Below are 24,522 nucleotides of genomic sequence, written 5' to 3'. Positions count from 1 at the left end.
AACCTAGTTTTAAACCTAGCATGCCGACAGCGAGGGACTTCTACGGGACATCTCCAGCAATCTTTTCGCGGAGAGACTGAGATTTAAAAGACCAGTTTGACTATCCAATCCCTTCAGGTGCTCAAGTTGAGCGGTACTGCTGGGTTAGAGGTGCCGGAGATTAAGCTGTTCGGTAAGTGGAGCTACGACGGGGTGGTCGTCAGAGACCCAAGCCTGAAGAGGTACATATCCCTTAAACCGGTGTACCTGCCTCACACAGGGGGGCGGCACGAGCACAAGAGGTTCGGAAAGGCCGAGGTGCCGATAGTCGAGAGGCTGATAAACAAGATCATGAGACCTGGACACAACATGGGCAAGAAACACCTGGCGTACAACATAGTGAAGACCGCTTTCGACATGATATACCTGAGGACAAAGGAGAACCCTATTCAGGTCTTGGTTAGGGCTATCGAGAACGCGGCCCCCCGTGAAGAGACCACTAGGATAATGTACGGCGGTATAGTCTACCACGTCTCCGTAGACGTCTCCCCGCTACGCAGGGTGGACTTAGCCCTGAGGCACATAACCGAGGGAGCCCGTTCTAAGGCGTTCAGGAGCACCATTAGCATAGAGGAAGCCCTCGCAGAGGAGATCATACTGGCCGCCTCCAACGACCCCAGGAGCTACGCGATACAGAAGAAGGACGAGATCGAGAGAATAGCCTTGAGCAGCAGGTAGAAGTATAAGGTCTGGCTTCTTTTACTTCTCAACCCTGTTCAAGCATAATGCTTTATAAACACCTCATTTTTATTTAAATCCCAGTGCGTTAGGTTACAGGAGAGGGTCGATATGAGCGTACCCCAGAAGCCTCACTTAAACCTGGTGATAATAGGGCACGTCGACCACGGCAAAAGCACAATGGTAGGGCACATTCTCTACCGTCTAGGCTACTTCGACCAGAAGACGATGCAGATGATCGAAGAGGAAGCCAAGAAGATGGGCAAGGAGAGCTTCAAGTACGCGTGGTTGATGGACAGAATGAAAGAGGAGAGGGAGAGAGGAGTAACAATAGCGCTGTCCTACATGAAGTTCGAGACGAAGAAGTACTTCTTCACGATCATCGACGCTCCGGGCCACAGAGACTTCGTGAAGAACATGATCACCGGCGCCAGCCAGGCTGACGCGGCCATACTAGTGGTGAGCGCGAGGAAGGGCGAGTTCGAGGCCGGCATGAGTCCCGAGGGCCAGACAAGAGAGCACGCGATCCTGGCCAAGACGATGGGCATCGACCAGCTGATCGTCGCGGTAAACAAGATGGACGCGACCGAGCCGCCCTACAGCAAGGAGAGGTTCCTGCAGATCAAGGAGACCGTGGGCAAGTTCCTCAAGGGCCTAGGCTACAACCCGGACAAGGTACCGTTCGTCCCTGTGTCTGCCTGGACAGGTGAAAACCTCATAGAGCGCTCGCCCAACATGCCGTGGTATGATGGCCCGACCCTGGTGGAAGTCCTCGACACGCTCCAGCCACCGCCAAAGCCGATAGACAAGCCTCTCAGGATACCTATCCAGGACGTCTACAACATCTCCGGTGTGGGCGTCGTACCGGTTGGTAGGGTCGAGACAGGCGTCTTGAAAGTAGGCGACAAAGTAGTGTTCATGCCAGCTGGGGTCGTCGGCGAGGTCAGGTCGATCGAGACGCACCACATGAGGATCGAGAAGGCAGAGCCAGGCGACAACATCGGTTTCAACGTTAGAGGCGTCGAGAAAAAGGACATTAGGAGAGGAGACGTTGCCGGGCACTTGGAGAACCCGCCGTCGGTAGTCGAGGAGTTCACGGCTAGGGTGTTCATTATATGGCACCCGACAGCGATAGCCGTTGGCTACACGCCAGTCATTCACGTACACACAGCCAGCGTAGCCTCGAGGATAACCGAGATCGTCGGCAAGCTCGACCCAAGGACTGGTCAAATAGTGGAGAAGAACCCGCAGTTTATAAAGCAGGGTGACAACGCTATAGTGAGGTTCAAGCCGATCAAGCCGCTAGTGATAGAGAAGTACTCGGACTTCCCACAGCTTGGAAGGTTCGCTATGAGAGACATGGGTAAGACGATAGGTATAGGCATAGTCACCGACATTAAACTGGCCGAGGTCAAGATAAAGAAGTAAGAACGATTTTTTCACAAATCACCAAGTGCTTTAAGGGTTTCAGCTATGTCAGCGCCTCGAATGGTCAAGATAAAGGTCTGGAGTACTAATGTGGACGTGCTCAACGACTTCACGGGGAGAATAGTCGACATAGCGAAGAAGACGGGGGTCAAGCTGTCCGGGCCTATACCCCTCCCCACGAAGAGGCTCTCGATAAGGACTCTCAAGCTACCTCACGGCGAGGGCAAGAAGAAGTACGAGAAGTGGGAGATGAGAATCCACAAGAGGCTACTCTATATCGCCGCCGACGAGAGGGTAATGAAGCAACTTATCAGGCTAAGGGTTCCACCCGAGATCTGGATGGAGATCGAGCTGTAAAAAAGGGTTTTTAATTCCGGTAACCGCGTCCTGCCATAAGCGTTAAAAACCTTACTTCTTCTCAGCCTTCTTTTCCTCCTTCTTCTCTTCCTTCTTCTCCTTCTTCTTGCTCATACGGACACCCTTTGTTTGCTACCATTTTATGGCTTCAATTACCAAAGTTAAAAACCTATCTATTTGTCTTCGTGAAAGTCATGATCGCCCTGTTGTAAACCCACAGTAGAACCGGGACCTCAAACTTTTTTTGTATCATAGAACCCAAGCGCCGGGGGCGGGATTCGAACCCGCGCACCCCGTAGGGGGCACTGGCTCTCCAGGCCAGCCCCTTAGGCCGCTCGGGCACCCCGGCTCAGTTATAATATTTCGGTGTAAACTTCTTTAAAAGTGTTGAGTAGAGGAGTCTCGGAGTGGCATCCTCGGCGCAGAAGCCTACGACCTTAGGCGGCATAAACTTAAAAAGAGTTTACTTAATTGAAGGTTCTAGGCGTGCTTAAACGGTTTAAGGGATACGCATGGAGAGAAGCTTTAGACCAATAGTTAGGATAGCAGGCGTCGACGTCGATGGAAACTTATCACTAGTCCACGGGCTAGCGGAGATAAAGGGCGTCGGCCCTAACTTTGCCCTAGGCGTCTCGAGAGTCTTGGGGTTCAACCCTGACATGAGAATAGGCTTTCTCACCGAAGAGGAGGTCAAGAAGATAGAGTCGGTCATAAGCGCGCCAGAAAAGCACGGTATCCCGGCTTGGATGTACAACAGGAGGAAGGACTATGCGACCGGGAGAAACATCCACCTGGTCGGCAACGAGCTGATCTTCTTCGTGAAGGAAGACATCGAGAGGGAGAAGAGGATAAAGAGCTGGAGGGGTATTAGGCACTCGCTAGGACTTAAGGTCAGAGGGCAGAGGACGAGGACCACCGGCAGGACGGGCATGACTGTGGGTGTGAGGAAGAAGAGGCAGGCCCAGCAGCAACAGAAGAAGTAGTAGGTGGCGGTCCAGATGGGCGACCCGCGTAAGATAAGGAAAAAGTGGGAGGGTCCGAGGCACCCCTGGAGGAGGGACGTCTTAGAGCACGAGATGAAGCTCATAGGCACTTATGGTCTTAGGAACAAGAGAGAACTCTGGATAGTAGCTACCCTAGTCAGGAGGATCAGGCACAGAGCCAGGTCGCTCCTAGCCGCACCTAGAGAGGTACGCGAGAGGGAGGAGAAGATCCTCATTAACAAGCTAGCCAAGCTCGGAGTGATCCGGGAGAACGCCAAGTTGGAGGACATCCTAGCGCTGAAGCCAGAGGACCTCCTCGAGAGGCGGCTCCAGACGATAGTGTACAGGAAGGGGCTTGCTCGCACAATTCACGAAGCCCGCCAGCTTATAGTCCACGGGCACATAGCTATAGCTGGGAGGAGGATCAGGTCCCCTGGCTACCTAGTCACCTTGGACGAGGAGAAACTCGTGGATTACGCTCCCACGAGCCCCTTTAAGGCGAGGGCTGCACAGGCTGGTGGTGGGTAATGTCCTTCGCCGGTAGAGAGCTCAAGTGGGGTCTAGCCCACATCTACAGTAGCATGAACAACACGATAATCCACATAACAGATATCACGGGGGCCGAGACGGTCAGTAGGTGGAGTGGCGGGATGGTCGTCAAAGCCGACAGAGAGAAGCCCAGCCCCTACGCTGCCATGATCGCTGCCAGCCGTGCTGCAGGCGAGGCAATGGACAAGGGTATAACGGCAATACACATAAGAGTGAGAGCACCGGGTGGACACGGCCCTAAGACGCCTGGGCCAGGTGCTCAGGCCGCGATTAGGGCCCTGGCGAGGGCCGGCTTTATCATAGGCAGGATCGAGGACGTGACTCCGATACCCCACGATACCACAAGGAGGCCCGGCGGTAGGAGAGGTAGGAGAGTCTAGTGGTGTCCGAGGTTTATGGACATAGAAGTCCTGCGGAGAGAAGGCAACGCTGTTAGGTTGCTTGTCAGAGGTATAAAGCTACATGTCTTAAATAGCATAAGAAGAGCCATCTTAGCCGAAGTACCGACAATGGCTGTGGACTACGTAGTTTTCATGGAGAACAGTAGCGTATTCTACGACGAGTACATCGCGCACAGGCTAGGCCTAATACCGCTGACCAGCGAGAAAGCCCTTGAAAAGTACAAGCCACCGGAAGAGTGTCGCGAAGCAGGAGAGAAAGGCGTGTTCTCGGAGGACTGTTTCGTCAAACTCGAGTTGAGCGGGGAAGGTACTCCCGGGGGTATTAAGACCCTATACGCCGGTGACCTTATCACCGGTGACCCCGACGTCAGGCCTGTGTACGAGAGGATACCAATCGTCCAGCTACTAGAGAACCAGCGGATCAAGTTGGAGGCGTATGCTAGGCTCGGTAGGGGTAGGGAGCACATAAAGTGGAGCCCTGTCTCAGTAGCTTCTCACAAGTACATTGCAAAGATAAGCATAGACGGAGAGAAGTGCAGGTACCCGGGTTGCAAGAAGTGTGTTGAGATATGCCCCAAGCAGGTCATTGTAGAGAGGGAAGGCACCGTTAAAGTCGAAGAGGCCAGGTTACTGGACTGCAGTCTCTGCAGGTTATGTGAGACCGTCTGCCCTAGTGAGGCTATTAAGGTCTCATGGAAGGAGGACGAGTACATACTGTACTTCGAGTCGACGGGTTCTTTAACCCCCAAGAGAATTCTAATAGAGGCAACTAGAGCCCTTGAAGACAAGCTTAACGCGCTTAAGAAGAGTCTAGTCGAGGGTGTCCCGTATGGAGCTGGCTAAGACAAACATAGTGTTGAGGAAGACCATTAGCGAGCTGAGGAAAGCCGCAAACAAGTACGGGGCAGCGATATGGGATAGGGTCGCAGAAGAGCTCTCGAGACCCCGTAGAAGTAGGAGAGTGGTCAATTTGAGTAGGATCAACAGGTATACTGAGCCAGGCGACGTGGTGGTGGTGCCGGGGAAGGTTCTCGCGGCGGGTAGACTAGACCACCCGGTAACAGTAGCCTCTTTCAGCTTTTCTAAGGCGGCCGTAGAAAAGATACGGGCTAGCGGTGGTAGGGCAATACACATACTCGACCTAGTCAAGGAGAACCCGAAGGGCAGTGGGGTGAAGATTATTGGGTGAGGTAAAGACGACTGAGAAGGACAGGGTTCTAGTAGTGGACGCGAGCGGGCTGATTCTAGGAAGAATGGCGAGCATCATAGCAAAGAGGCTGCTCGAGGGGTACAAGGTCTACGTGGTCAACGCGGAGAAGGCCGTCTTGAGCGGTGAGAGGAGGAGGGTCGTGGAGGGTTATAAGCTGCTTTTAAACGTAAGAACCCACTACAACCCATATAAGAGCGGTATCAGGAGGCCTAGGACGCCAGTGGGAATAGTCAAGAGGGCTATCAGGGGCATGTTGCCAATGGATAAGCCGAAAGGCAGACTCGCCTTCAGGAACCTGAGAGTGTTTGTGGGAATACCCAAGGAGCTACAGGGGCAGAACTTTGTCCGGTTCGAGGAAGCCGACGCTAGCAGGCTCTCGGGCAGGTTTGTAACGGTTGCGGAAGTAGCTAAAAGCCTGGGTTGGAGGGGTGGTACTGAATGAGCTCGCAAGAGGCTAGTGGGCACAAGATAGTCGTGTCGTCGGGGAAGAGGAAGACGAGCGTAGCCGTGGCAACGATCAAGCCCGGGAAGGGTAGAGTTTGGGTTAACAACGTCCCACTAGAGGTCATACCCATCGAGATGGCGAGGAACAAGATCCTCGAGCCGCTCCTACTCATCGGAGACCTTAGAAACGCGATCGACGTGAAGGTCAGAGTCAGAGGTGGGGGTTGGATGAGCCAGGCAGAGGCCACTAGGATAGCTATAGCGAGGGGTATTGTTGAATACTTTGGACTAGAGGAGATAAAACGTATTTACAAGGACTACGACAGGCACATGCTCAGCGGAGACCCCAGGCAAACCGAGCCCGAGAAGTGGGGTAGAATTAGTGCTAGGAGGAGGTGGCAGAAGAGCTACAGGTGACGGGCATGCTCTTCCCGGTCAGGTGCTTCACGTGCGGTGCTCCAATAGGCCACTTGTGGGAGGAATACGTCAGGAGAGTCCAGGCTGGGGAGGATCCGGGGAAAGTCCTCGACGAACTCGGCGTTAAGAGGTACTGTTGTAGGAGGATGTTTTTATCCCACGTGGACATAGTGAAGCAGGTGTTGTACTTCCCCAAGATCTCGTGAGGTGGTCCGAATGAGCGAGGAGGAAAGACCGGGTATGGAGGAGGAAAAGCCAATTACAATGCTACCGGGAGAGAAGGTAGTCGAGCTACTGATACCGCTCGAGGACTACTTGACGGCGGGCGTTCACATCGGTACACACATCTGCACGAAGTTCATGGAGCCCTTCGTGTACAGGGTCAGGAGCGACGGGCTCTACATACTGGACGCTAGGAAGATAGACGAGAGGATAAGGATAGCTGCTAAGTTCCTCGCCAGGTACGAGCCGGCGAAGATCGCCGCGGTGTCCGTCAGGCAGTACGGCTTTAAGCCGGTCACCAAGATGTGCCAGTACGTTGGGTGTAAGCCGTTCACTGGCAGGTTCGTTCCCGGGACGTTCACGAACCCCAGCCTGAGCTGGTACTTCGAGCCCGACGTGGTGGTAGTGACGGACCCCAGAGCCGACGCGCAAGCCGTCAAGGAGGCCGCCGAGATGGGCATACCCGTCGTGGCGTTCGCGGACACCGACAACAAGACCGAGTTTGTCGACCTGGTTATACCCGGAAACAACAAGGGCAGGAAAAGCTTGGCCCTACTCTACTGGCTGTTGACTAGGCAGATACTCAGGGAGAAGGGGCTGATCCCGCCTAACGGAGACCTGCCAGAGAAGCCCTCCGATTTCGAGACGAAGCTCTAGGCGTGGTCTTGATGAGCAAGAGGTACCCCGCCGTTGCCGGCTATTTTTATCCAGCCAGTAGAAAAGAGCTCGTTGTGAGCATTGAGCAGTCCTTCACTCACAGGTTGGGGCCCGGCAAGAAGCCCGTCTTGGCAACCTCGCGGAATAAGAGCGTCGTCGGTTTCGTTGTCCCGCACGCCGGCTACATGTACAGCGGCCCTGTAGCAGCCCACGCCTACCTAGAGCTCGCGTCAGCGGGAGTCCCCGAGACCGTCGTCATACTTGGAACAAACCACACCGGGTACGGAGCACTGGTCTCGGTCTACCCGGGCGGGACCTGGGTCACCCCACTAGGCGAAGTGAAGGTCGACGGAGAGCTCGCGAAGAAGTTCGTGGAGCTCAGCGGCTACGCCGAATTGGACGAAGAGGCCCATATAGAGGAGCACAGTGTCGAGGTTCAGGTCCCCTTTATCCAGTACATATACGAGGACAGAGTCAAGATCTTACCGGTCGTCATAGGGTTGCACACGGTTGATGTGGCTAGGGACCTGGCCCTCTCTTTGAAGAAGGCTGTATCGGAGCTAGGCCGGGACGTGGTAGTGCTCGCGAGTAGCGACTTCAACCACTACGAGCCTCAGCACGTTACTGTGGAAAAAGACATGGAGGCCATAAACTACATCCTGCGAGGCGACTCTGAGGGCTTCTACAGGGCGATAACAGAGAAGAACATAAGCGTATGCGGTCCAGGGGGGATAATGACCCTCATAGAGTACACCAAGCTATTCGAGAAGTACACCCCGCGTATAACGCTTTTGAAACACGCTACAAGCGGCGACGTGACGGGAGACTACTCCGCCGTCGTAGGCTATGCCTCGGTCAAATTCGAGGTAGCCTAAGGTGTTCCAGCCTGGTAGTAGACCACTTACTGAGGAAGCTTAGCCACATAGATGTAGTTCTGACCAAGGACGTCGACCACCCAGACCACTGTAAGCAGTACTTCGACTCAGTCGTGCTGGTGCACCAGGCATTCCCAGCGCTGAGACTCGAGGACGTCGATCTACGTGTCAAGTTCCTGAAGTACGAGGTTAACGCTCCAGTTATGATCACTGGTATGACAGGGGGGCACCCAGAGGTCTACTCGGTCAACGAGAAGCTGGCAACAATAGCAGAAGTACTACGTATACCCATAGGCGTCGGGTCGATGAGGCCCGTGCTGGTGAAGCGGGGCGACACCGCTGTCGCAGAGACCTACAAGATCGTAAGGCGCGTGGCACGGGACGTCCCTGTAATAGGTAATATAGGTGCGGTCAACCTGCCGGGCTTAGACGAGAAAGTCTTTATAGACCTAGTGAACGAGTTTGAGCTAGACGCGCTGGCAGTCCACTTAAACCCGGCTCAAGAAGTCGTACAGCCGGAGGGCGAGACAGGGTTCACCGTTGAAGTCGTCGAGGCGGTAGTTAGACTGGCGAAGGCTGTGGGGGTCCCTCTGATAGTCAAGGAAGTCGGGAACGGGCTTTCAATGGAGACGGTCTCGGTCTTCTACTCGAAGGGCATTAGAATGTTCGATGTTGCGGGGGCCTGCGGTACAAACTGGGTTTCCGTGGAAAAGTACAGGCTCCCAGAGGGCGACCTGAGGAGAGTTGTGGCAGAGGCCCTCTCTTCATGGGGTATACCAACGCCAGCCGCCATTGTGGAGGCCAGGTACGTAGCCCCCGACGCTACTATAATAGCTAGCGGGGGGGTCTGGGACGGTTTGAGGGCTGCCAAGTCGATATCGCTAGGGGCGGACCTCGTAGGCCTGGCAAAACCCTTACTCAAGACGCTCCTCCTAGAGGGCTACGAGCGGGCTCTGAAGTTCATGGAGGCATACATACATACCCTGAAGACCGTCATGTTCTTGACGTCCTCGCGGAATACGTTCGAGCTGAGGAGGAGGCCCGTAGTCATACTCAGCCCACTACTAGAATACTTGAAGCAGAGGGGGATCGACGTAAACGAGTACGTGATGGCGAGGTAGGAGTTGCTCTACTACCCGGCAGTCCTAGTACCGTGTTCTAGCAACGTAAAATGGTGCCTTGTAGGAGACCAGCTCTGCCCGTCGGCCGGCTCGTGCGAGTCTGGTCAAGGTTTCTGCCTTATCGAGTACGAGAGGGCTTTAGAGAGAATAGACCTCGTCGGGGCCACTGTTGTAAGCGACTTCATCGTCATCGAAAAGTACGGTCTGCCCGCGCCTTCAACACGCGGGTTCTACCTCAAGGCGGGGGACAAAGTATGCCTCCAAGAAGTCTCGGCAGCCTACGTGACGATTACTAAGAGGGAAGGCGACCTGGTAAGGGAGGGGGAGAAAATAGGCTACACGCTCTCCTCTAAGGGCAATCTCAAGACTATAAGGTCTAGTTGTAATGGGATAATAACGCTGGTCATCAATATAACATGGGAGAAGCCGGAGAAATATGTGGTCGTGGTAGTGAAGGAAGATGAGCTTAGACAAGTCTTTGTTAGAGAAGGTACGGGAGGTTGCTCTGAAGAACGCCCTCGTTAACGCTGTTAAACACGGTGGTAGGGCTGATACTAAGGCTGTAGTCTCGAAGGTTCTCGGAGAGCTGCCAGAGGCTAGGAAGTACGCGAAAGAAGTGGTCAAGGTTGTCCAGGAGGTCGTCGACTCTGTTAACAGAATGGCGCCCGAGGAGCAGCTCAGGCTTCTAAAGTCTAACTGGCCCGACCTGGTCCTCGAGAAAAGAGCAGAGAAGGAGAAGACCCTCCCTCCGCTACCAGAAGCAGAGGAGGGCAAGGTCGTCACGAGGTTCGCCCCCAACCCAGATTTCGCCATACACCTAGGTAATGCGCGGCCGGCGCTACTTAGCTACTGGTACGCGAGGGAGTATAACGGGAAGTTCATTCTCAGGTTCGAGGACACGGACCCAAGAACAAAGGCCCCATTCCCGGAGGCATATCTGCAGATCAAAGAGGACCTGAGGTGGCTCGACGTTAAGTGGGACGAGGAGTACATTCAGAGCCTCAGGATGGAACTGTTCTACAAAATAGCGAAGGAGTTGATCAGGGTAGGCGGGGCTTACGTGGACAGGTGTAGCGAGGAAGAGTTCCGGAAACTCAGAAACGAGGGCAGGGCCTGCCCTCACAGGGATAAGAGTCCCGAGGAGAACCTCGAGGAGTTTGACAAAATGCTTGAAGGCCACTTTGCTGAAGGAGAGGCTGTTGTGAGGGTGAAGACCGACCTCCACCACCCCGACCCAAGTGTGCGGGACTGGGTGGCTCTGAGGATAATAGACACGTCCAAGACCCCTCACCCTATAACAGGGGACAAGTACATCGTGTGGCCCACATACAATTTCGCTGCTGGAGTAGACGACCACTTGATGGGGGTCACCCACATACTCCGCGCGAAAGAGCACGTGTCGAACACCGTGAAGCAGAAGTATCTCTACGACCACCTCGGCTGGAAGTACCCCGTCACGATCCACTTCGGCAGGCTGGGCCTCGAGGGCGTCATCCTTAGCAAGTCGAAGATGAGAAAGCTCAGTACGAAATCGGGTCTAAACCCCTACACTGACCTGAGGTTCGGCACTATTAGTAGCCTGAGGAGGAGGGGCATCAAGGCAGAGACTATACACCGCGTCGTCATGGACGTAGGAATAAAACCCGTTGACGCCAAGGTCAGCTTGGTGAACTTGTTTGCTATAAACAGGAGCATCGTGGACCCAATTGCTAGAAGGTATATGGCGGTGGAGGACCCTGTACTAGCGGTCGTGGAGCTGAATGTAGACAAGGTCGAGGCCCACGTACCGAGGAGGCTTGGAACTAAGGAGGTCGACCGCTACGAGGTTAGGGGCGGGGACATTGTGGCCGTATCACAGAAAGACCTCGCGGCGTATAAGGAGACGGGGTTCAGGCTGATAGGTCTAGGGAATTTCCGCGTCAAGGGAGTAGTGGAGAGAGAGGGCCGACCTCTAATACAGCTCGAGTTGACGAGTCTGAGCTCAGAGGACGCGAAGAGGCTGGACCTCCCGATCATACAATGGGTGAAGGTGGGCGAGCACGTCCAGGGCAAGCTGATCAGAGTAGAGGGCGACAGGGTGGAATCCCGCGACATACTAGTCGAGAAGAAGATCCTAGACGAGAAAGCAGACAGCATGGTCCAGTTGTACAGGGTAGGGTTCGCTAGAGTGGACTACGTAGGCGACGACGAGATCGTCCTCGTGTACAGCCATGACTGAGAGATGGCTGAGAGCCCTCAGGTTTCCACGCTATTTTTACAGGCCTGCGAGGGGTTATTGGTTCACGAGCTTTCTGGCGCAGTTAATCGAGAGCGGAGAGGGTTGCTTCAATGTCACACTGGACATAGGGCTCACGCAGAGCCAGGTCTGTAGACAGGGCGGTTACGTGAGAGTCGGAGACGTAGAGCTCCCTATTACCGACCTGAAGCCTACCGAATCCGACAGGGTCGTGTTCTTCGACGTCGATAGGCATGAGCTCTACGAGGTTGTCAAGCACACGGAGTCGGGGTTCTACAAGCTTAAGGCTGTCGGGCTAGACGTAGCCCCTACACTCGAGATCAACGGTATTCACATGCACCGAATCAAGGACGTCGACCCTATCACTGACACGCTGTACAAGATAAGAGCGTTGAGACCCAAGAGAGGGGGCGTAGTCCTCGACACCTGCCTGGGGCTGGGGTACACGGCGATCATGGCGGCCAAGTCTGGGGCAAGCCTGGTAGTCTCGTTCGAGATAGACCCTAACGTTGTTTACATCGCTGAGAGGAATCCGTGGAGCAGGGGCCTGGTCGACGATAGAGTGAAGATCTACCTAGGCGACGTGGTCGAAGCTGTGTACGAGCTGCCGGACGAATTCTTTGACAGGGTCATTCACGACCCCCCGAGGTTCACGTCCTCGACGGGTGACCTGTACAGTCAGGAGTTCTACAATCAGTTGTTCAGGGTTTTGAAGCCAGGCGGGGTACTCTTCCACTACACGGGTGAACCTAGGGCGAGGGGGCCTCCGAGTATTCTGAAGGGGATAAAGGAGAGACTCGTACGGGCCGGCTTCGTGAGGGTGTTCTTTGACAGGAGAGCTCTGGGGTTTACTGCTGTAAAACCCGGTTAAGCCCCTCTAAGTTAACGTTAAAAACCCGTTGTAGAATTCTAGGAGACTACAGACGACCACTAGGGAGGAGGATGATATGCCCAAACCGTTCTACGTGAAATTCGAGGTTCCGCAAGACCTAGCTGAGAAGGCGTACGAGCTCCTTAAGAAAGCGAGGGAGACCGGCGGGAAAATCAGGAAGGGAACAAACGAGACCACTAAGGCCGTGGAGAGGGGTCAGGCGAAACTCGTGCTGATCGCGGAAGATGTAGACCCTCCAGAGATAGTCGCTCACTTGCCGGCGCTGTGCGACGAGAAAAAGATACCCTACATATACGTGCCCAGCAAGCAGAGACTAGGACAGGCGGCCGGTATCGAAGTCGCCGCAGCCAGCGCAGCGATAATCGACTTCGGGGGAGCTAAGGATCTCGCCGAGGAAGTGCTGTCGAAACTGAAGGAGATCAGAGCCAAGAGCTGAATGTGAACCGCTCTTATACACAAAAGAACCGTTTTTATTTTCAGCTCCCGGTTTCTGGCCTCTTGTACTGCCAGGATAGTCCTATTAGGCCAAGCTCGATAGCCAAGAGCCCCTCTCTTCTACCGGCAAAGGACTGACGTGGAGAGGTCTACCTCTTGCCGGTGAGCTTCTTGGCTTCCCTCTCCGTTTCTCTCAGTATGAGAATATCGCCCACTCTGACAGGTCCCTTGACGTTCCTGGTTATGACTCTCCCCTTGTCGCGCCCTTCGAGGACTCTTACTCGAACCTGTATAATCTCGCCTGTGACGCCCGTCCTTCCGAGTATCTGGACGACTTCGGCGGGGAAGCCTATCTCCTCTACTACGTTGACGTTCGGCGGCTCGAAGACAATTTTCTTAGGGCTGCTCGTTGTTATCACCTTAGCAACGTTATACAATTAAAGCGTGTTTATAAAGGTTTATATTGGAGGTTTAAACTGCTTGGTGTATGTGGTGGGTGTGCTTACAATGCTGAAGATAGTGACGTGCGCATTTTGCGGCAGAGAGATAGAGCCGGGAACAGGCTTGATGTTCGTGAAAAACGACGGCTCAATCCTGTACTTCTGTAGTAGCAAGTGCTTCAAGAACTACAGGCTTGGTAGAGACCCTAGGAAATACAAGTGGACCGCAAAGCACTCGGCCCAGAAATGATGAAACGAGTGAAGGCCGGTGAGCGTGGGATGGTCGTAGAGAGAACACTTGTGATGGTGAAGCCGGACGGGGTTCGTAGAGGACTCGTGGGCGAGATCATCTCCCGCTTCGAGAAAAAAGGTTTCCGTATCGTGGGCCTGAAGATGTTGAGGATGAGCAGGGAGCTCGCGGAGAAGTTCTATAGTGTACACAAGGGCAAGCCCTTCTTCAACTCTCTGATCGACTTCATAACGTCGGGGCCTGTAGTGGCAATGGTGATAGAGGGGGACTCGGCGATCAGCGTCGCGAGGCTTATGATTGGTAGCACGGACGGTAGAGAGGCTCTCCCAGGCACTATACGGGGTGATTACGCGCTCTCGAAGACGGAGAACGTCGTTCACGCTAGCGATAGCCCGGAGTCTGCAGCGTACGAAATAAGCTTGTTATTCAGCGAGAACGAGCTAGCTTAGCTGGGCCTACAACTGGTAGAAGCCCCCGTAGAACGGATCCTTCTTTTTCTTTATCGCGATTATCTCTTTTAGAACAAGGAGCTCGTCATCAGACAACTCACTCCTGTACTTTGTCAGCCAGAGGTTGACGTGGTCTTTTGGGATACTAGTGTACAGTAAGTCCCCTTCGTCGATTTGCCTGCCGACCATGACGTGGCCCTTGATACTTATCGCGACAGAGGACCCTACTACTGCTTCCTTTAGCACCTGGTCTCTGTCTCTGATCTGTAGGATCACCCCTACCTCGGTGCCATCTTCTCTCATGAGGGGGTACCCGGGCTTTATTCTACCGCCCAACACCTCGACGCCGACAATTGCGGGGTCGCTCCTCCTAAAGACATAGCCCGGCAGTATTCTTATTTTACCGGGTCTAACAAGCTGCTCTAGTTCTTTCATCTTCTCTCTGGTCCTAACCTCTTTGACCCACTTGTCGAACTCCTCGAGTAACTGGTATATCACGTTGTGGTATAAGATGTTCACGTTCTCTCTTTCGGCCAAGCTCTTCGCCTCGGGTAGAACTTTGACGTTGAAGGCCAATACCACTTTATACTCAGGAGCCGTCTTACCAACAATGGAGGCCTCTAGGACGTCGTTTTGGGTCACCGGGCCCACGTCGGCTATTCTCACGGGTATGCCCATTTGTTTTAGAGCAGAGGTCAAAGCCTCTAGCGTGCCCAGTGTATCGGCTTTGACCACCACACCGCTCCCGCTGCCCCTCACTATGATCTCGCTCACCTCCTCCCTAACAGCCTTGACGACCTCACTCAGCACCTCGTCGTTGGGAGCGACGTATAACGGGGAGCCGGCTAGCGCGTCGTCGAGGTTCGCGGCGGATATCTTTACGCCGGCGGCTGCTACGACTTGGTCTATGAGAGTGAAGGCCCCCTCGTGCATTCTCATGTCCTGTAGCGGCCTTGGCATTAGGAGCGCCCTGACCTTTGTGACTATAGGCCCGTTCTTCCCCGCGAGAACGATGGTGTCGCCCCTCTTCAAGACGCCGTCGAATATGATGGCGTCGATAGTCGTCCCGAAGCCGGGCTCTTCCTTAACCTCGAGGACTACCCCTTTCGCAGGCTCGTTCTTGGTTACAAGTCTCTTCTTCATGAACTGCTGTACTAGCCCTGTGATCAGTGCGAGGAGCTCCGGGATGCCTTCACCGGTCTTAGCAGAGACCGGCACGACTGCCACGGTCTTACGGAAGTCTCTTACCCTGTCAAACCTGTCCGCCTCGAATCCCTGCTCGTACAGCTTCGAGACGATCGCGTAGATCCTCTCGTCTAGTTTAGCGAGGGCCTTCTGGCTCTGCGACTTGAGGGACTCTAGGAAGGAGGCGTCGGGCTTCGAGACCCAGCCCTCCACCCTATCGATCTTGTTGGCCACGACCACGAAGGGGACTCTCTTCTCCTTCAGTATGCTGAGGGCCTCGTAGGTCTGCTTCTGGAAGCCCTCTATGACGTCGACGACTAGCAGGGCGAGGTCGGCAACACTACCCCCTCTGCGCCTTAAGTTCGAGAAGAGTTCGTGGCCGGGGGTGTCGATGAACAGTATACCGGGGATATCAATGGTCAGCCTCGGGAAGAACTTCCTCAGGGGCTCGGTCACCTTCTTGAGGACGCTGGCCGGCACCATACTCGCACCCACGTGCTGCGTGATTTCGCCCGGCTCTTTCTTGGCCACAGTAGTACCCCTGATCTTGTCCAGCAAGGTGGTTTTCCCGTGATCTACGTGCCCCAAAACTACTACTATGGGCTGCCTTATCCACTGTTCGGCGTCAGACCCCAACTCGGCGTCACCTCTACTGGAGTCACCCGCTCTCACATTTTTACATTGTGAGGTTCACAGCTTAATTAAATGTACGCCAGTACTAGACTCGGGCGAGCCAGCCTCGTCCCCGCTGAAGAATCTCTGTCAGCCCGTATTCTTATCAGCAGGGCCAGCCTTACTAGAGAAGCGTTTATAAAACTGGCTTTTACATCTAAAACTAGTCCACCGGGCAACTGGTGGAGTCGTATGCCCGACTTCAAGATCGTAGTGAGCGACCCAGAAGCACCTAAGCAGGAGGTCGTTTTAAAGGTCAAAGTAATCGGAGACCCCGATGTGGAGTACACTGACAGAATAAAAGAGAAGTTCGAGTTACCGAGGATCAAGCTCAACCCAGAGACCATCAAAAAGCTCGGGGCTAAACACGGCGTTGTCACGATAAGGATGAGGAGACCGGACACAGGCGACAAGGTGAAAATAACGGGAGTGGCCATCCCCGACCCAGCGGTTCCCGAGGGGGAGGCCAGGGTTAACTCGGAGCAGATGATAAACCTTACGGGCGTTAACGAGCTCGAGGGCGAGATTTTCAGGGCGAGGGCTTGGCAGATCAGGATCAACGACGAGAGGACGAACTCGTTAATAGGCCTGAGAATAGGCGAGGAGATAGGCGGCGAGATAGTTGGCCTCAAGGGGGTGAGGCTGGTTATAACCGGTGGTAGCGACAACAGCGGGTTCCCGATGAGGCCCGACATTCACGGGCCCGTCAAGAAGAGGGTTCTTTTGTCGGGTCCGCCAGGCTTTCACCCGACTGAGAGAGGAGAGAGGAGGAAAAAGACCGTTCGCGGGAACACCATATCGGGTGACATAGTCCAGATAAACACGATGATTAAATACTAGGAAGGTGGTATTTCTTCACCGCTGAAACCTGGTGCTCGAGGTGAACGGTTTCTGCCCTGGGAGATGAGGCAGCCCGAAGTGAATATAGGCGTTGTCGGCCACGTTGACCACGGGAAAACGACGCTCGTACAGGCTATAACAGGCATTTGGACAGCTAAGCACAGCGACGAGATAAAGAGGGGTATGACGATTAAACTAGGCTACGCGGACGGAAATATCGCGTACTGCGACTCCTTGAACCCGCCCGAAGCATACACCACGGAACAGGTGTGCCCCGACGGCAGCGAGTCAAGGCTTCTCAGGCGGGTCAGTTTCATAGACGCCCCCGGCCACGAGGCTCTCATGGCCACTATGCTGAGCGGCTCCTCTCTGATGGATGGGGCGATACTAGTCATAGCGGCAAACGAGCCGTGCCCCCAGCCACAGACCCTAGAGCACTTCTCGGCTCTCAACATAATAGGCATCAGGAGGGTCGTCGTAGTTCAGAACAAAATCGACGTGGTGTCGAAAGAGAGAGCGCTGGAGAACTACCGCGAGATCAGGAGACTTCTAGAGGGCTCTCCGATCGAGGACGCCCCTATAATACCGGTCTCCTCGCTCCACAAGGTGAACATCGACGTAGTCCTAGAAGCGCTTTACGAGGAGATACCTGTCCCCGAGAGAAACTTGGCGGGAGACCCGATAATGCTCGTGGCCAGGAGTTTCGAAGTGAACAGGCCTGGAACCCCGTACAAAGATCTGCTAGGCGGGGTTGTCGGGGGGTCGTTAATACAGGGCGTTTTGAGAGTAGGAGACGAGATCGAGATCGTACCTGGAGCTAAAGTACTTGTCGGAAAGACGTCCTACAAGTACCAGCCGCTCGTAAGCACCATTGAAGAGCTCAGGTTCGGCGACCTGCGGGTTAAGGAGGCCAGGCCAGGCGGACTACTGGCGATAGGCACTAACCTAGACCCCTCTCTCACCAAGGCGGATAGCCTCGTGGGCAACGTCGTCGGGAGACCCGGTAGAACACCACCAGTTGTCGACTCTCTGACTATACAGTACAATGTACTAGAGAGGGTTGTTGGTCTTAAGGAGATAAGTAAGATGCCTCCGCTGCAGCAAAAAGAGATGATAGTCCTCACTATCGGTACGGCCGTGAGAGTGGGGACTATAACGAAGCTCAGTAAGGACCACATGGAGGTCGAGTTGAAGGAGCCTGTAGCAACGTGGCCCAACTTCAGGGTGGCTCTGAGCAGGAGGGTACTCGGTAGGTGGAGGCTCTCGGGTTGGGGTATAATAGAGAGTGTGGCCAGCAAAGGAGCCTAGAGATAGTCCTCGACACAAACTTTGTAGTTATCTTGTCCGAGCACCCCCACTTAATATCCCAGCTGGAGAGCATAACCGAGTACCCCTCCAAATGCGTGCTGCTTAGCGTGGTGCTCAGAGAGCTCGAAACCGTATCAAGACAGCTCGGAAGTACGAAGAGGAGGTTGCTAGAGAGAGTCCTGGACCACCTTAAACACAGATGTAGCGTCGTCGACTTTGAAACAGCGCCTGACGTGGATCAGGCGATCATAGAGTACGCGAGCGGCAGAGGCTGTCTTGTGGCCGTGGCGACGAACGACAGAGAGCTCAGGAGGCGGTTGAGAGAGGCCGGGATCCCGAGTATATACTTCAGAGAGGAGTCGCGTAGGCTAGAGTACGAGGGTTTACTGCCTTGATCGTGAAAACATTAAAAAGACCCTCTCAATACTATTAGGCTAAGGTGTGCTTATTGTTCAAACTCGTTAAAGTCAAGGGCGTGGTCAGAATACCCCCGGACAAGTTCGGTAGGCCTCTTGACGAGGTCTCGTGGGAAGAGCTTAGGAAGGAGTACGAGGGGGCGTTGACGAGCAACGCGGGGCTGGTAGTGGCGATATTAGACGTGAAGGTCAACGAGTACGGCAGGATTATACACGGCGACGGCGCCACATACCACGACGTAGAATTCACAGCCCTGACATTCGACCCGTTCCTAAAGGAGGTGGTCGAGGGAGAAGTCCTCAACGTCACGGAGAGCGGTATCTTCATAGACTTGGGCCCCCTCGACGGCTTCATCTACATAGGGCAGGTCTCCGACGAGCGAGCCGAGTACGACCCCTCTAGGCAAGCCCTCTTGCTGAAGGGCGGGAAGAAGACTATCGAGAAAGGCGACGTGGTTAAGGCCAGGATTTACAACATCGGCCTCCAGCCGGGGAAGGGCCTGAGAATTCAGTTAACGATGAGACAGGTCGGCTTAGGCAAAGTTGAGAAGGAGGAGTAGCCTTGTCTACTCGTGGAAAGCCGTTCAAGGTTTGCCGGAGGTGCAGAACGCTGGTAGACAAAAAAGCCGAGGTATGCCCCGTCTGCGGCTCAAAGGACTTCTCAGAGGAGTGGGAGGGGGTCGTAGTAGTAATCGACCCAGCCAAGTCGTCCATATCCAAGGAGCTGGAGCTGACAAAACCTGGCCGCTACGCCATAAAGGTAGTTTAACATTGTTTCTACCCTCCCTGGTATTGAGGGAGGAGTTCAGGAGAAGTGCCAGCCTGCCACAGGGAACACTCTACGTCGCCCCCAAGGAGGGTACTGTTAGAGGGCTCAAGTTCACTGCCACAGTAGGGGATGTCGTGTCAGAGACTCTCGAGTCGTCAATAAAAGTCGTTGACGGTAAAACGAGAAGGGGCGACCACCGCCCCGGCACCGTTGGCGTAGCGAAAATCGTCAACCCGCGGGGGGCGGTATCGCTCCACTCTCTCACGGTTCTCAGAGGGTCTAGAAGCGGTACGTACGTTGTCATCGGAGAGGAGGACCTCTTGACGACTTCTCTCGCTTGGGTACTGAGTGAGGGTACAATAGCCTACGGGCAGCCAGGCGTAGGCGTGGTCTCCGTGGAGGTCGACAAGGTCAGGTTAGCGAAGTTTATTAAAATATTAAAACCTGCCATAATTCATATAACACCTGGTCGTGCTTAAGGGGTAGAGCATGGGCAAGAGCGTCCAGGTCGGCGAGTTTGCCGGCGAGATTGTCGAGGAAAAGTACAACCCGCTCATAAGGCGAAGGGAAGTCGTCCTGAGGATAGGCCACATCGGTAAGGGTACGATCAGCAGGGGGCTTGTTCGAGTTGAGCTGGCGAGGCTGTACAACGTGTCCGTGGAGCAGGTGTACGTGAAGAAGATCGCGACGGAGTACGGCATGGGAGTCAGCGTGGTCAAAGCCCACATCTACGACTCGCCGGACAGGGCGAGGTACTTCGAGCCCGAGTACATTATAAAGAGGAACGAGGAGGCTCTCCAGAAACTCCAACAGGCGCAGGGTGGCTAGGGACATGGCTCACGTCCATAAACTCTACGAGTTTGACCTAGAGAAGGGCTTCATAAAGCCGAAAAACAAGAAGTGCCCGAAGTGCGGTAGCTTCATGGCTTACCACAAACAACCTGTCCCGAGATGGCACTGTGGGAAGTGCGGTTACACAGAGTATGTCCGGTAAGGTCAAGTACAGGATACCCTTCACAGTCCCCATTAGAGAGGACAGAAGCGTACTGGTCCTGGGCTTCGAATCCACAAGCCACACCTTTGGTGTCGGCCTGGTAGAGTTCAGGGAAGGCGCTGTTACCATACTGGCAAACGTCAACAAGAGGTACACTCCGTCCAAAGGTGGCATACACCCTAGAGAGGCCTCTTACACCCACCTCAGGAACTCGAAACAAGCCCTCGAGGAGGCACTAGACCAAGCGAGTGTAAAGTTGAAGGAGGTAGACGCGGTCGCGGTAGCCCTGGGGCCCGGTCTAGGCCCTTGTATCAGAGTAGGCGCTACCCTGGCTAGGTTCATTGCTTCGATGTTGAACAAGCCTCTAGTCCCGGTCAACCACGCGGTCGCACACGTCGAGATCGGTAAGCTGGTCTCGGGGCTGGCCGACCCAGTTGTGGTCTACGTCTCCGGCGGCAACACCATGGTCCTCGCAGGTAAGAACCGCACCTACAGGGTGTACGGGGAGACCCTTGATATACCCCTCGGAAACCTCTTCGACACTTTCACGCGCGAGGTCGGAATTGCCCCACCTTACGTGGTCGACGGTAAACACGCTATAGACGTGTGCTCCGAGTGGGGGCAGGAGTTCATACCCCTACCATACGTAGTGAAGGGTAACGACCTGAGCTTTTCTGGCCTGTTAACGGCGGCTCTCCACCTGGCCAAGAGAGCGGGCAGGGGCGACAAGAGGAGACTAGGTGATATATGTTTGAGCCTTAGGGAGACCGCCTTCAACATGCTAGTAGAGGTCTCCGAGAGAGTCTTACTCACCACTGAGAAGGACTCGGTCCTGCTGGTAGGGGGTGTGGCGTCGAACGCCGAATTGAATAGGAAGTTCGAGCTGATGGCTTCAGAGCACAACGCCGTCTACCACTCAACACCGCCCGAGTACTCGGGCGACAACGGAGCTATGATAGCCTACACTGGTCTACTACACTACCTCTACGGGGTTACAGTAGACCCTGTGAAAGCATACGTAAGGCAGAGGTGGAGAGTGGACGAGGTAGAAGTCCCATGGGTACCATAGAGAGACTAACGAGGCTTGCGGAGGGGGCGGAGTCGATCGTTCTGCTCGGTAGCCTACTAGGGCAGGACGTTGTGGTCAAGGTAAGAGTCAGTAGGAGCTACAGGCACCCCGACTACGACAGGGTCTTCAGGTACTACAGGACAAAGACCGAGGCCAGGGTCATGGCCGAGCTACTCGAGAAAGGCTTGAAAGTGCCTCAACCAATCCTGGTGGACATGGAGAACTACGTGATCGTGATGACGTTCGTCAAGGGTCGCCGGCTTCTTCACGTGCTGAACGACTACAGAGTCGAAGAGCTGGAAAGGATATACAGGGACGTCGGCCGACAGGTGGGCATTATGCACAACTCGGGGATCTACCACGGCGACCTCACAGTCTCCAACGTGATCGTTACCGAAAACGGCGAGGCATACATCATAGACTTCGGGCTGTCGGGGTACAGCAACGACGTCGAGGAGTACGCAATAGACCTTCACCTATTCGACAGAAGCACTAGGAACCTTGTGCCCGACAAGGCAGATCGGTTGTTCAAGTCTTTTATCGAGGGCTACAGCTCAACGTTCCCTAGGCACCAAGAAGTGGTTGAGAGGATGTTCGACATTAGGAGGAGGGGGAGGTATGTCGAGGAAAGGCTCAGAAGAAAGCTCAGGCGCGAAGCATACACCCAGTAGGCAGGAGCTGCTCTTCGTCTCGGACAACATACACAAGTACGAGGAGGTGAGAGCTGTTGCCAGAGAACTGGGCTTCGACGTTCAACTAATGCCCGGCCTCAAGCTCGAGGTGCAGAGCGATAGCATAGAGGAGGTGTCGAGGAAATCGGCGATACTCGCCTACCTGCTTGTTGGCAGGCCCCTTCTCGTCGAGGACGCGGGGTTGTATATCCACGCTCTAAGAGGGTTCCCGGGTCCGTACAGTAGCTTCGTGTACAGGACGATAGGCATTGAAGGAGTGCTGAAGCTGTTGGAAGGCGTGAGCGATAGAAGGGCGTGCTTCAAGTCGGTGACGACCGTGATATACGAGCCCTTCATCGTCGTTGGACATGGAGAGGTATGTGGGTTCATAACCGACAGGCCGAGGGGTAGCCGGGGTTTCGGCTTCGACCCGATCTTCACGCCAGACGGGTCGGAGAAGACCTTTGGCGAGATGAGCTTGGAGGAGAAGAACAGGTTCTCCCACAGGGCGAAGTCTGTTTATAGCGCTCTGAGCAAGCTGAGAAAGATGATGGAGCAGAGCGGCTAGTGGCCGGGTAACGTTTTAAAGCTTGGTTAACAGTTTATCCCATTCTTAGACGCCAGGAGTGACCGGTATGAACAAGAAGAGGGACAAGGGGCAGTCCCACTCGACGAGGCCCTCTCGGGCGGGACCGCCTAGGTGGCTGAAGCTGGATATGACCCCCAGCGACGTGGAGTTGCTTGTGGTGGAGCTCGCCAAGAAGGGCTACTCCCCGTCCATGATCGGTATAATACTGAGAGACCAGTTCGGGATCCCGCTGGTGAAGCAGGTCACGGGCAAAAAGGTGGTAGAGATACTCCGCGAGCACAACGTAGCACCGCCTATTCCAGAAGACCTGTTCAACTTGATGAAGAGGGCGGTGAACCTGAGGAGACACTTAGAAGAGCACCCCAAAGACTACCACAGCAAGAAGGGCTTGATCGAGATCGAGTCCAAGATACACCGGCTAGTCAAGTACTACAAGTCAAGGGGCATTCTACCGCCGGACTGGGAGTACACGCCGGAGAAAGCCAAGCTAATAGTCTCGGGCGCATACTAAGTAGCAACAGCTGTTCAGCGGGGACAGGCCTTTATAGCCAGAGTGTTCTAATCCTAAAGAATATAAATTCGGCTTTCGTAGAGTAGTTAGTGTCGGGAACTAGAAATGAGCAAAAGTAGCCTGCAGAAGGCTATTTACTCTCCTGGGAGGCAAAAACAGGTCTACTCGGGTTTGTGGGATTTGAGGACCTTCTTTTCGAGGAACCCTCGAGTAGTGATCGTCCGGGGCGACAAGAACTACGTTGAGGCGGAGCTCTCGATCAGGACAGGTTTTAGGTCAGTACAGAGAGAGTTTGTCAGGATGCGTAGCGAGGCCGTTGACGAGGAGAACTTGACAGTCCGAGGCGAGGGCGGGAACATAAAGTTCACTATCAAGTACAGAGTTGTCGGAATAGGTTTCGCGACCCACGTCAGCGTCTACATGGACTGTGAAAGCACTATAAGAGACTTGTGTAGACACTTTCTCGCAGATATGATGGACTACATCGAGGAGTACGTCAAGAGGCCTCCCAGTATAGAGCTCCAGATACCAATTCCGGCTAAGCCCGCAGAGGCGCCTCCGGCACAGCCGCCGGCCCCCACAGCTCCCACACCGCAGCCGGCCCCGCCTACCCCGCCACCGGTGGTTAGCCCTCCCCAGCCGGCCCAGCCTCCCGCAGGACCCACACAACCCGTTGTAGAGGAGCGTAGAGAGGTTGTAGCCAAAGCCCCCGCTCTCACGTTCGACAAAGTAAAGCATTTACTGGACTACACTACTCTAGCCACGCTCGTGATGAACGCGGCCCTCATCGCGAGGGTCCAGATGCCGCAGCCTTGGGGTCTAGAAGAGTTGGAGAAGGCTATTAGAGAGAGGGCAGGCTTATTGCGGGACTACGCGGTGGTAGTGTTGAGTGTGAGGGGTGCTGGAGAGGCCTACATCATACTAGACAACCAAGGCAACTACATAGCTGGCCTAGCCGAGATCTCCGGTAACCTTGTTAGCGGGGGAAGGGACGTGGTCGAGAAGATCATCGGTCAACTGGGCAAACAGCAGGCTGTGGTCAGGATATGGGGCGTCAAGGAACTTCCAGCACAGGTTTAAATAACCCCCGTAGGGAATAATTAATCACTTGATGACTGCTGATGGGCCCGTAGCTCAGCCAGGCAGAGCGGCGGGCTCCAGATCCAAACTATGGGTCAGACGACCCCTCGGGGGATGAGTTAGATCTGGAGGGAGTGACCCGTAGGTCGGGGGTTCAAATCCCCCCGGGCCCATCAGCGAATACCCCTGCCACATCTTCACGGTCTAAATTTAAAACCTCTCATGGTGTTAACTACTAGGAGAGGGCCCGTCGTCTAGCCTGGTTAGGACGCCGCCCTGACACGGCGGAGGTCCGGGGTTCAAGTCCCCGCGGGCCCACTGAAAACGCACGCTAA

At 54.6% G+C, this 24,522-nt stretch carries 35 protein-coding genes and 3 tRNA genes; 35 read left to right on the top strand and 3 right to left on the bottom strand.

Features of this window, described 5'->3' with window-relative positions; translation table 11 throughout:
- The first annotated feature begins 117 nt into the window (after positions 1-117).
- From ACP5VX_RS03400 to rpsJ, 3 genes are all read left to right on the top strand, one after another.
- Positions 118-717: a 30S ribosomal protein S7 gene (locus ACP5VX_RS03400; RefSeq protein ID WP_428724492.1), complete on the top strand. Its 600-nt coding sequence runs from the start codon at positions 118-120 to the stop codon at positions 715-717.
- Between the two features lie 111 nt (positions 718-828).
- The gene (tuf, locus tag ACP5VX_RS03395; protein ID WP_428724491.1) at positions 829-2,145 is read left to right on the top strand and encodes a translation elongation factor EF-1 subunit alpha; all 1,317 of its coding nucleotides are present in this window, start codon (positions 829-831) and stop codon (positions 2,143-2,145) included.
- 45 nt (positions 2,146-2,190) lie between these two features.
- On the top strand, positions 2,191-2,502 hold the full coding sequence (rpsJ, locus tag ACP5VX_RS03390; RefSeq protein ID WP_083829962.1) for a 30S ribosomal protein S10: 312 nt from the start codon (positions 2,191-2,193) through the stop codon (positions 2,500-2,502).
- Between the two features lie 263 nt (positions 2,503-2,765).
- On the opposite strand, the gene ACP5VX_RS03385 is transcribed toward rpsJ, so the two are convergent.
- Positions 2,766-2,851, bottom strand: a tRNA-Ser gene (locus ACP5VX_RS03385).
- A 163-nt stretch (positions 2,852-3,014) separates the two neighbouring features.
- Here ACP5VX_RS03385 and ACP5VX_RS03380 point away from each other — a divergent pair.
- The 15 genes from ACP5VX_RS03380 to rpl7ae all read left to right on the top strand — a co-directional run bounded on the left by ACP5VX_RS03380 (position 3,015) and on the right by rpl7ae (position 12,945).
- Positions 3,015-3,485, top strand: a complete 471-nt coding sequence (locus tag ACP5VX_RS03380; RefSeq protein WP_428724490.1) for a 30S ribosomal protein S13 — start codon at positions 3,015-3,017, stop codon at positions 3,483-3,485.
- Positions 3,486-3,500: 15 nt separating this feature from the next.
- Positions 3,501-4,013: a 30S ribosomal protein S4 gene (locus ACP5VX_RS03375; RefSeq protein WP_428724489.1), complete on the top strand. Its 513-nt coding sequence runs from the start codon at positions 3,501-3,503 to the stop codon at positions 4,011-4,013.
- Entirely contained in the window at positions 4,013-4,414 is a 402-nt protein-coding gene (locus ACP5VX_RS03370; RefSeq protein WP_428724488.1) for a 30S ribosomal protein S11, read from the top strand. The genes ACP5VX_RS03375 and ACP5VX_RS03370 overlap by 1 nt, the downstream gene beginning before the upstream one ends.
- A 15-nt stretch (positions 4,415-4,429) precedes the next feature.
- A complete protein-coding gene (locus tag ACP5VX_RS03365; RefSeq protein ID WP_428724487.1) occupies positions 4,430-5,278 on the top strand; it encodes a DNA-directed RNA polymerase subunit D in 849 nt (282 codons plus the stop codon).
- Positions 5,265-5,624 carry a 50S ribosomal protein L18e gene (locus ACP5VX_RS03360; RefSeq protein WP_428724486.1) on the top strand — a complete coding sequence of 120 codons (360 nt, stop codon included), beginning with the start codon at positions 5,265-5,267 and terminating at the stop codon, positions 5,622-5,624. Before ACP5VX_RS03365 ends, ACP5VX_RS03360 begins: the two co-directional genes overlap by 14 nt.
- Positions 5,617-6,087 (top strand): 50S ribosomal protein L13, encoded by a 471-nt coding sequence (locus ACP5VX_RS03355; protein ID WP_428724485.1) that lies wholly within the window; start codon positions 5,617-5,619, stop codon positions 6,085-6,087. The genes ACP5VX_RS03360 and ACP5VX_RS03355 overlap by 8 nt, the downstream gene beginning before the upstream one ends.
- On the top strand, positions 6,084-6,506 hold the full coding sequence (locus ACP5VX_RS03350) for a 30S ribosomal protein S9 (RefSeq protein WP_428724484.1): 423 nt from the start codon (positions 6,084-6,086) through the stop codon (positions 6,504-6,506). The genes ACP5VX_RS03355 and ACP5VX_RS03350 overlap by 4 nt, the downstream gene beginning before the upstream one ends.
- 5 nt (positions 6,507-6,511) lie before the next feature.
- Positions 6,512-6,712, top strand: coding sequence for a DNA-directed RNA polymerase subunit N (locus tag ACP5VX_RS03345; protein WP_428724483.1), 201 nt, complete (start codon positions 6,512-6,514; stop codon positions 6,710-6,712).
- Between the two features lie 34 nt (positions 6,713-6,746).
- Positions 6,747-7,385, top strand: coding sequence for a 30S ribosomal protein S2 (rpsB, locus tag ACP5VX_RS03340; RefSeq protein ID WP_014737210.1), 639 nt, complete (start codon positions 6,747-6,749; stop codon positions 7,383-7,385).
- Between the two features lie 11 nt (positions 7,386-7,396).
- Entirely contained in the window at positions 7,397-8,260 is an 864-nt protein-coding gene (gene amrB / locus ACP5VX_RS03335) for an AmmeMemoRadiSam system protein B (protein ID WP_428724482.1), read from the top strand.
- A complete protein-coding gene (gene fni / locus ACP5VX_RS03330) occupies positions 8,245-9,381 on the top strand; it encodes a type 2 isopentenyl-diphosphate Delta-isomerase (protein WP_428724495.1) in 1,137 nt (378 codons plus the stop codon). Before amrB ends, fni begins: the two co-directional genes overlap by 16 nt.
- A 3-nt stretch (positions 9,382-9,384) precedes the next feature.
- Complete coding sequence (locus ACP5VX_RS03325) at positions 9,385-9,906, top strand: DUF2118 family protein (protein ID WP_428724481.1); 522 nt, start codon at positions 9,385-9,387, stop codon at positions 9,904-9,906.
- A complete protein-coding gene (locus ACP5VX_RS03320; protein WP_428724480.1) occupies positions 9,842-11,599 on the top strand; it encodes a glutamate--tRNA ligase in 1,758 nt (585 codons plus the stop codon). Before ACP5VX_RS03325 ends, ACP5VX_RS03320 begins: the two co-directional genes overlap by 65 nt.
- Entirely contained in the window at positions 11,592-12,488 is an 897-nt protein-coding gene (locus tag ACP5VX_RS03315) for a class I SAM-dependent methyltransferase (protein ID WP_428724479.1), read from the top strand. Before ACP5VX_RS03320 ends, ACP5VX_RS03315 begins: the two co-directional genes overlap by 8 nt.
- A 76-nt stretch (positions 12,489-12,564) precedes the next feature.
- The gene (gene rpl7ae, locus ACP5VX_RS03310; protein ID WP_428724478.1) at positions 12,565-12,945 is read left to right on the top strand and encodes a 50S ribosomal protein L7Ae; all 381 of its coding nucleotides are present in this window, start codon (positions 12,565-12,567) and stop codon (positions 12,943-12,945) included.
- Between the two features lie 148 nt (positions 12,946-13,093).
- Here rpl7ae and ACP5VX_RS03305 read toward each other — a convergent pair whose 3' ends face one another.
- Complete coding sequence (locus ACP5VX_RS03305; protein ID WP_428724494.1) at positions 13,094-13,336, bottom strand: 30S ribosomal protein S28e; 243 nt, start codon at positions 13,334-13,336, stop codon at positions 13,094-13,096.
- A gap of 115 nt (positions 13,337-13,451) precedes the next feature.
- On the opposite strand from ACP5VX_RS03305, the gene ACP5VX_RS03300 reads away from it, so the two are divergent.
- Complete coding sequence (locus ACP5VX_RS03300) at positions 13,452-13,634, top strand: 50S ribosomal protein L24e (RefSeq protein WP_428724493.1); 183 nt, start codon at positions 13,452-13,454, stop codon at positions 13,632-13,634.
- A 29-nt stretch (positions 13,635-13,663) separates the two neighbouring features.
- Entirely contained in the window at positions 13,664-14,083 is a 420-nt protein-coding gene (gene ndk, locus ACP5VX_RS03295) for a nucleoside-diphosphate kinase (RefSeq protein WP_428724477.1), read from the top strand.
- A 6-nt stretch (positions 14,084-14,089) separates the two neighbouring features.
- Here ndk and infB read toward each other — a convergent pair whose 3' ends face one another.
- Entirely contained in the window at positions 14,090-15,904 is a 1,815-nt protein-coding gene (infB, locus tag ACP5VX_RS03290; protein ID WP_428724476.1) for a translation initiation factor IF-2, read from the bottom strand.
- 228 nt (positions 15,905-16,132) lie between these two features.
- Between infB and ACP5VX_RS03285 the strand changes: the two genes are divergently transcribed.
- The 15 genes from ACP5VX_RS03285 to ACP5VX_RS03215 all read left to right on the top strand — a co-directional run bounded on the left by ACP5VX_RS03285 (position 16,133) and on the right by ACP5VX_RS03215 (position 24,505).
- Positions 16,133-16,780 carry a 30S ribosomal protein S6e gene (locus ACP5VX_RS03285; RefSeq protein WP_428724475.1) on the top strand — a complete coding sequence of 216 codons (648 nt, stop codon included), beginning with the start codon at positions 16,133-16,135 and terminating at the stop codon, positions 16,778-16,780.
- A 63-nt stretch (positions 16,781-16,843) separates the two neighbouring features.
- Positions 16,844-18,088, top strand: coding sequence for a translation initiation factor IF-2 subunit gamma (locus tag ACP5VX_RS03280; RefSeq protein ID WP_428724474.1), 1,245 nt, complete (start codon positions 16,844-16,846; stop codon positions 18,086-18,088).
- Positions 18,034-18,483: a PIN domain-containing protein gene (locus tag ACP5VX_RS03275; protein WP_428724473.1), complete on the top strand. Its 450-nt coding sequence runs from the start codon at positions 18,034-18,036 to the stop codon at positions 18,481-18,483. The genes ACP5VX_RS03280 and ACP5VX_RS03275 overlap by 55 nt, the downstream gene beginning before the upstream one ends.
- Positions 18,484-18,536: 53 nt before the next feature.
- The gene (locus tag ACP5VX_RS03270) at positions 18,537-19,064 is read left to right on the top strand and encodes a DNA-directed RNA polymerase (protein ID WP_428724472.1); all 528 of its coding nucleotides are present in this window, start codon (positions 18,537-18,539) and stop codon (positions 19,062-19,064) included.
- A gap of 2 nt (positions 19,065-19,066) precedes the next feature.
- Entirely contained in the window at positions 19,067-19,273 is a 207-nt protein-coding gene (spt4, locus tag ACP5VX_RS03265) for a transcription elongation factor subunit Spt4 (protein ID WP_428724470.1), read from the top strand.
- Positions 19,274-19,296: 23 nt separating this feature from the next.
- Positions 19,297-19,752, top strand: coding sequence for a DUF359 domain-containing protein (locus ACP5VX_RS03260; RefSeq protein WP_428724469.1), 456 nt, complete (start codon positions 19,297-19,299; stop codon positions 19,750-19,752).
- Between the two features lie 10 nt (positions 19,753-19,762).
- A complete protein-coding gene (locus ACP5VX_RS03255) occupies positions 19,763-20,101 on the top strand; it encodes a 30S ribosomal protein S24e (protein ID WP_428724468.1) in 339 nt (112 codons plus the stop codon).
- A 4-nt stretch (positions 20,102-20,105) separates the two neighbouring features.
- Positions 20,106-20,267: a 30S ribosomal protein S27ae gene (locus ACP5VX_RS03250; RefSeq protein ID WP_048162993.1), complete on the top strand. Its 162-nt coding sequence runs from the start codon at positions 20,106-20,108 to the stop codon at positions 20,265-20,267.
- Positions 20,257-21,336 carry a KEOPS complex N(6)-L-threonylcarbamoyladenine synthase Kae1 gene (gene kae1, locus ACP5VX_RS03245; protein WP_428724467.1) on the top strand — a complete coding sequence of 360 codons (1,080 nt, stop codon included), beginning with the start codon at positions 20,257-20,259 and terminating at the stop codon, positions 21,334-21,336. Before ACP5VX_RS03250 ends, kae1 begins: the two co-directional genes overlap by 11 nt.
- Positions 21,324-22,007, top strand: coding sequence for a Kae1-associated kinase Bud32 (locus ACP5VX_RS03240; protein WP_428724466.1), 684 nt, complete (start codon positions 21,324-21,326; stop codon positions 22,005-22,007). The genes kae1 and ACP5VX_RS03240 overlap by 13 nt, the downstream gene beginning before the upstream one ends.
- Positions 21,955-22,575, top strand: coding sequence for a non-canonical purine NTP pyrophosphatase (locus tag ACP5VX_RS03235; RefSeq protein WP_428724465.1), 621 nt, complete (start codon positions 21,955-21,957; stop codon positions 22,573-22,575). Before ACP5VX_RS03240 ends, ACP5VX_RS03235 begins: the two co-directional genes overlap by 53 nt.
- Positions 22,576-22,642: 67 nt before the next feature.
- Entirely contained in the window at positions 22,643-23,107 is a 465-nt protein-coding gene (locus ACP5VX_RS03230) for a 30S ribosomal protein S15 (protein WP_428724464.1), read from the top strand.
- 105 nt (positions 23,108-23,212) lie between these two features.
- The gene (locus ACP5VX_RS03225; protein WP_428724463.1) at positions 23,213-24,187 is read left to right on the top strand and encodes a hypothetical protein; all 975 of its coding nucleotides are present in this window, start codon (positions 23,213-23,215) and stop codon (positions 24,185-24,187) included.
- 43 nt (positions 24,188-24,230) lie between these two features.
- Positions 24,231-24,360: transfer RNA gene (locus ACP5VX_RS03220), tRNA-Trp, on the top strand.
- 70 nt (positions 24,361-24,430) lie between these two features.
- A tRNA-Val gene (locus ACP5VX_RS03215) sits at positions 24,431-24,505 on the top strand.
- Positions 24,506-24,522 lie beyond the last annotated feature (17 nt).

This window comes from Thermogladius sp. (assembly GCF_049970955.1).
Classification (GTDB): domain Archaea; phylum Thermoproteota; class Thermoprotei_A; order Sulfolobales; family Desulfurococcaceae; genus Thermogladius.
This window is presented reverse-complemented; position numbering and strand designations above follow the sequence as displayed.

Excerpts from the sequence above, each read along its gene's own strand:
- ACP5VX_RS03280 (WP_428724474.1), top strand. The coding sequence starts at position 16,844 with ATGAGGCAGCCCGAAGTGAATATAGGCGTTGTCGGCCACGTTGACCAC.
- ACP5VX_RS03300 (WP_428724493.1), top strand. The coding sequence starts at position 13,452 with ATGCTGAAGATAGTGACGTGCGCATTTTGCGGCAGAGAGATAGAGCCG.
- ACP5VX_RS03230 (WP_428724464.1), top strand. The coding sequence starts at position 22,643 with ATGAACAAGAAGAGGGACAAGGGGCAGTCCCACTCGACGAGGCCCTCT.
- ACP5VX_RS03250 (WP_048162993.1), top strand. The coding sequence starts at position 20,106 with ATGGCTCACGTCCATAAACTCTACGAGTTTGACCTAGAGAAGGGCTTC.
- ACP5VX_RS03285 (WP_428724475.1), top strand. The coding sequence starts at position 16,133 with ATGCCCGACTTCAAGATCGTAGTGAGCGACCCAGAAGCACCTAAGCAG.
- ACP5VX_RS03365 (WP_428724487.1), top strand. The coding sequence starts at position 4,430 with ATGGACATAGAAGTCCTGCGGAGAGAAGGCAACGCTGTTAGGTTGCTT.
- rpsB (WP_014737210.1), top strand. The coding sequence starts at position 6,747 with ATGGAGGAGGAAAAGCCAATTACAATGCTACCGGGAGAGAAGGTAGTC.
- ACP5VX_RS03345 (WP_428724483.1), top strand. The coding sequence starts at position 6,512 with ATGCTCTTCCCGGTCAGGTGCTTCACGTGCGGTGCTCCAATAGGCCAC.
- rpsJ (WP_083829962.1), top strand. The coding sequence starts at position 2,191 with ATGTCAGCGCCTCGAATGGTCAAGATAAAGGTCTGGAGTACTAATGTG.
- ndk (WP_428724477.1), top strand. The coding sequence starts at position 13,664 with ATGGTCGTAGAGAGAACACTTGTGATGGTGAAGCCGGACGGGGTTCGT.
- ACP5VX_RS03315 (WP_428724479.1), top strand. The coding sequence starts at position 11,592 with ATGACTGAGAGATGGCTGAGAGCCCTCAGGTTTCCACGCTATTTTTAC.
- ACP5VX_RS03380 (WP_428724490.1), top strand. The coding sequence starts at position 3,015 with ATGGAGAGAAGCTTTAGACCAATAGTTAGGATAGCAGGCGTCGACGTC.
- ACP5VX_RS03350 (WP_428724484.1), top strand. The coding sequence starts at position 6,084 with ATGAGCTCGCAAGAGGCTAGTGGGCACAAGATAGTCGTGTCGTCGGGG.
- rpl7ae (WP_428724478.1), top strand. The coding sequence starts at position 12,565 with ATGCCCAAACCGTTCTACGTGAAATTCGAGGTTCCGCAAGACCTAGCT.
- ACP5VX_RS03240 (WP_428724466.1), top strand. The coding sequence starts at position 21,324 with ATGGGTACCATAGAGAGACTAACGAGGCTTGCGGAGGGGGCGGAGTCG.
- ACP5VX_RS03225 (WP_428724463.1), top strand. The coding sequence starts at position 23,213 with ATGAGCAAAAGTAGCCTGCAGAAGGCTATTTACTCTCCTGGGAGGCAA.
- kae1 (WP_428724467.1), top strand. The coding sequence starts at position 20,257 with ATGTCCGGTAAGGTCAAGTACAGGATACCCTTCACAGTCCCCATTAGA.
- amrB (WP_428724482.1), top strand. The coding sequence starts at position 7,397 with ATGAGCAAGAGGTACCCCGCCGTTGCCGGCTATTTTTATCCAGCCAGT.
- ACP5VX_RS03370 (WP_428724488.1), top strand. The coding sequence starts at position 4,013 with ATGTCCTTCGCCGGTAGAGAGCTCAAGTGGGGTCTAGCCCACATCTAC.
- tuf (WP_428724491.1), top strand. The coding sequence starts at position 829 with ATGAGCGTACCCCAGAAGCCTCACTTAAACCTGGTGATAATAGGGCAC.
- ACP5VX_RS03360 (WP_428724486.1), top strand. The coding sequence starts at position 5,265 with ATGGAGCTGGCTAAGACAAACATAGTGTTGAGGAAGACCATTAGCGAG.
- ACP5VX_RS03320 (WP_428724480.1), top strand. The coding sequence starts at position 9,842 with ATGAGCTTAGACAAGTCTTTGTTAGAGAAGGTACGGGAGGTTGCTCTG.
- ACP5VX_RS03375 (WP_428724489.1), top strand. The coding sequence starts at position 3,501 with ATGGGCGACCCGCGTAAGATAAGGAAAAAGTGGGAGGGTCCGAGGCAC.
- ACP5VX_RS03235 (WP_428724465.1), top strand. The coding sequence starts at position 21,955 with ATGTCGAGGAAAGGCTCAGAAGAAAGCTCAGGCGCGAAGCATACACCC.
- ACP5VX_RS03255 (WP_428724468.1), top strand. The coding sequence starts at position 19,763 with ATGGGCAAGAGCGTCCAGGTCGGCGAGTTTGCCGGCGAGATTGTCGAG.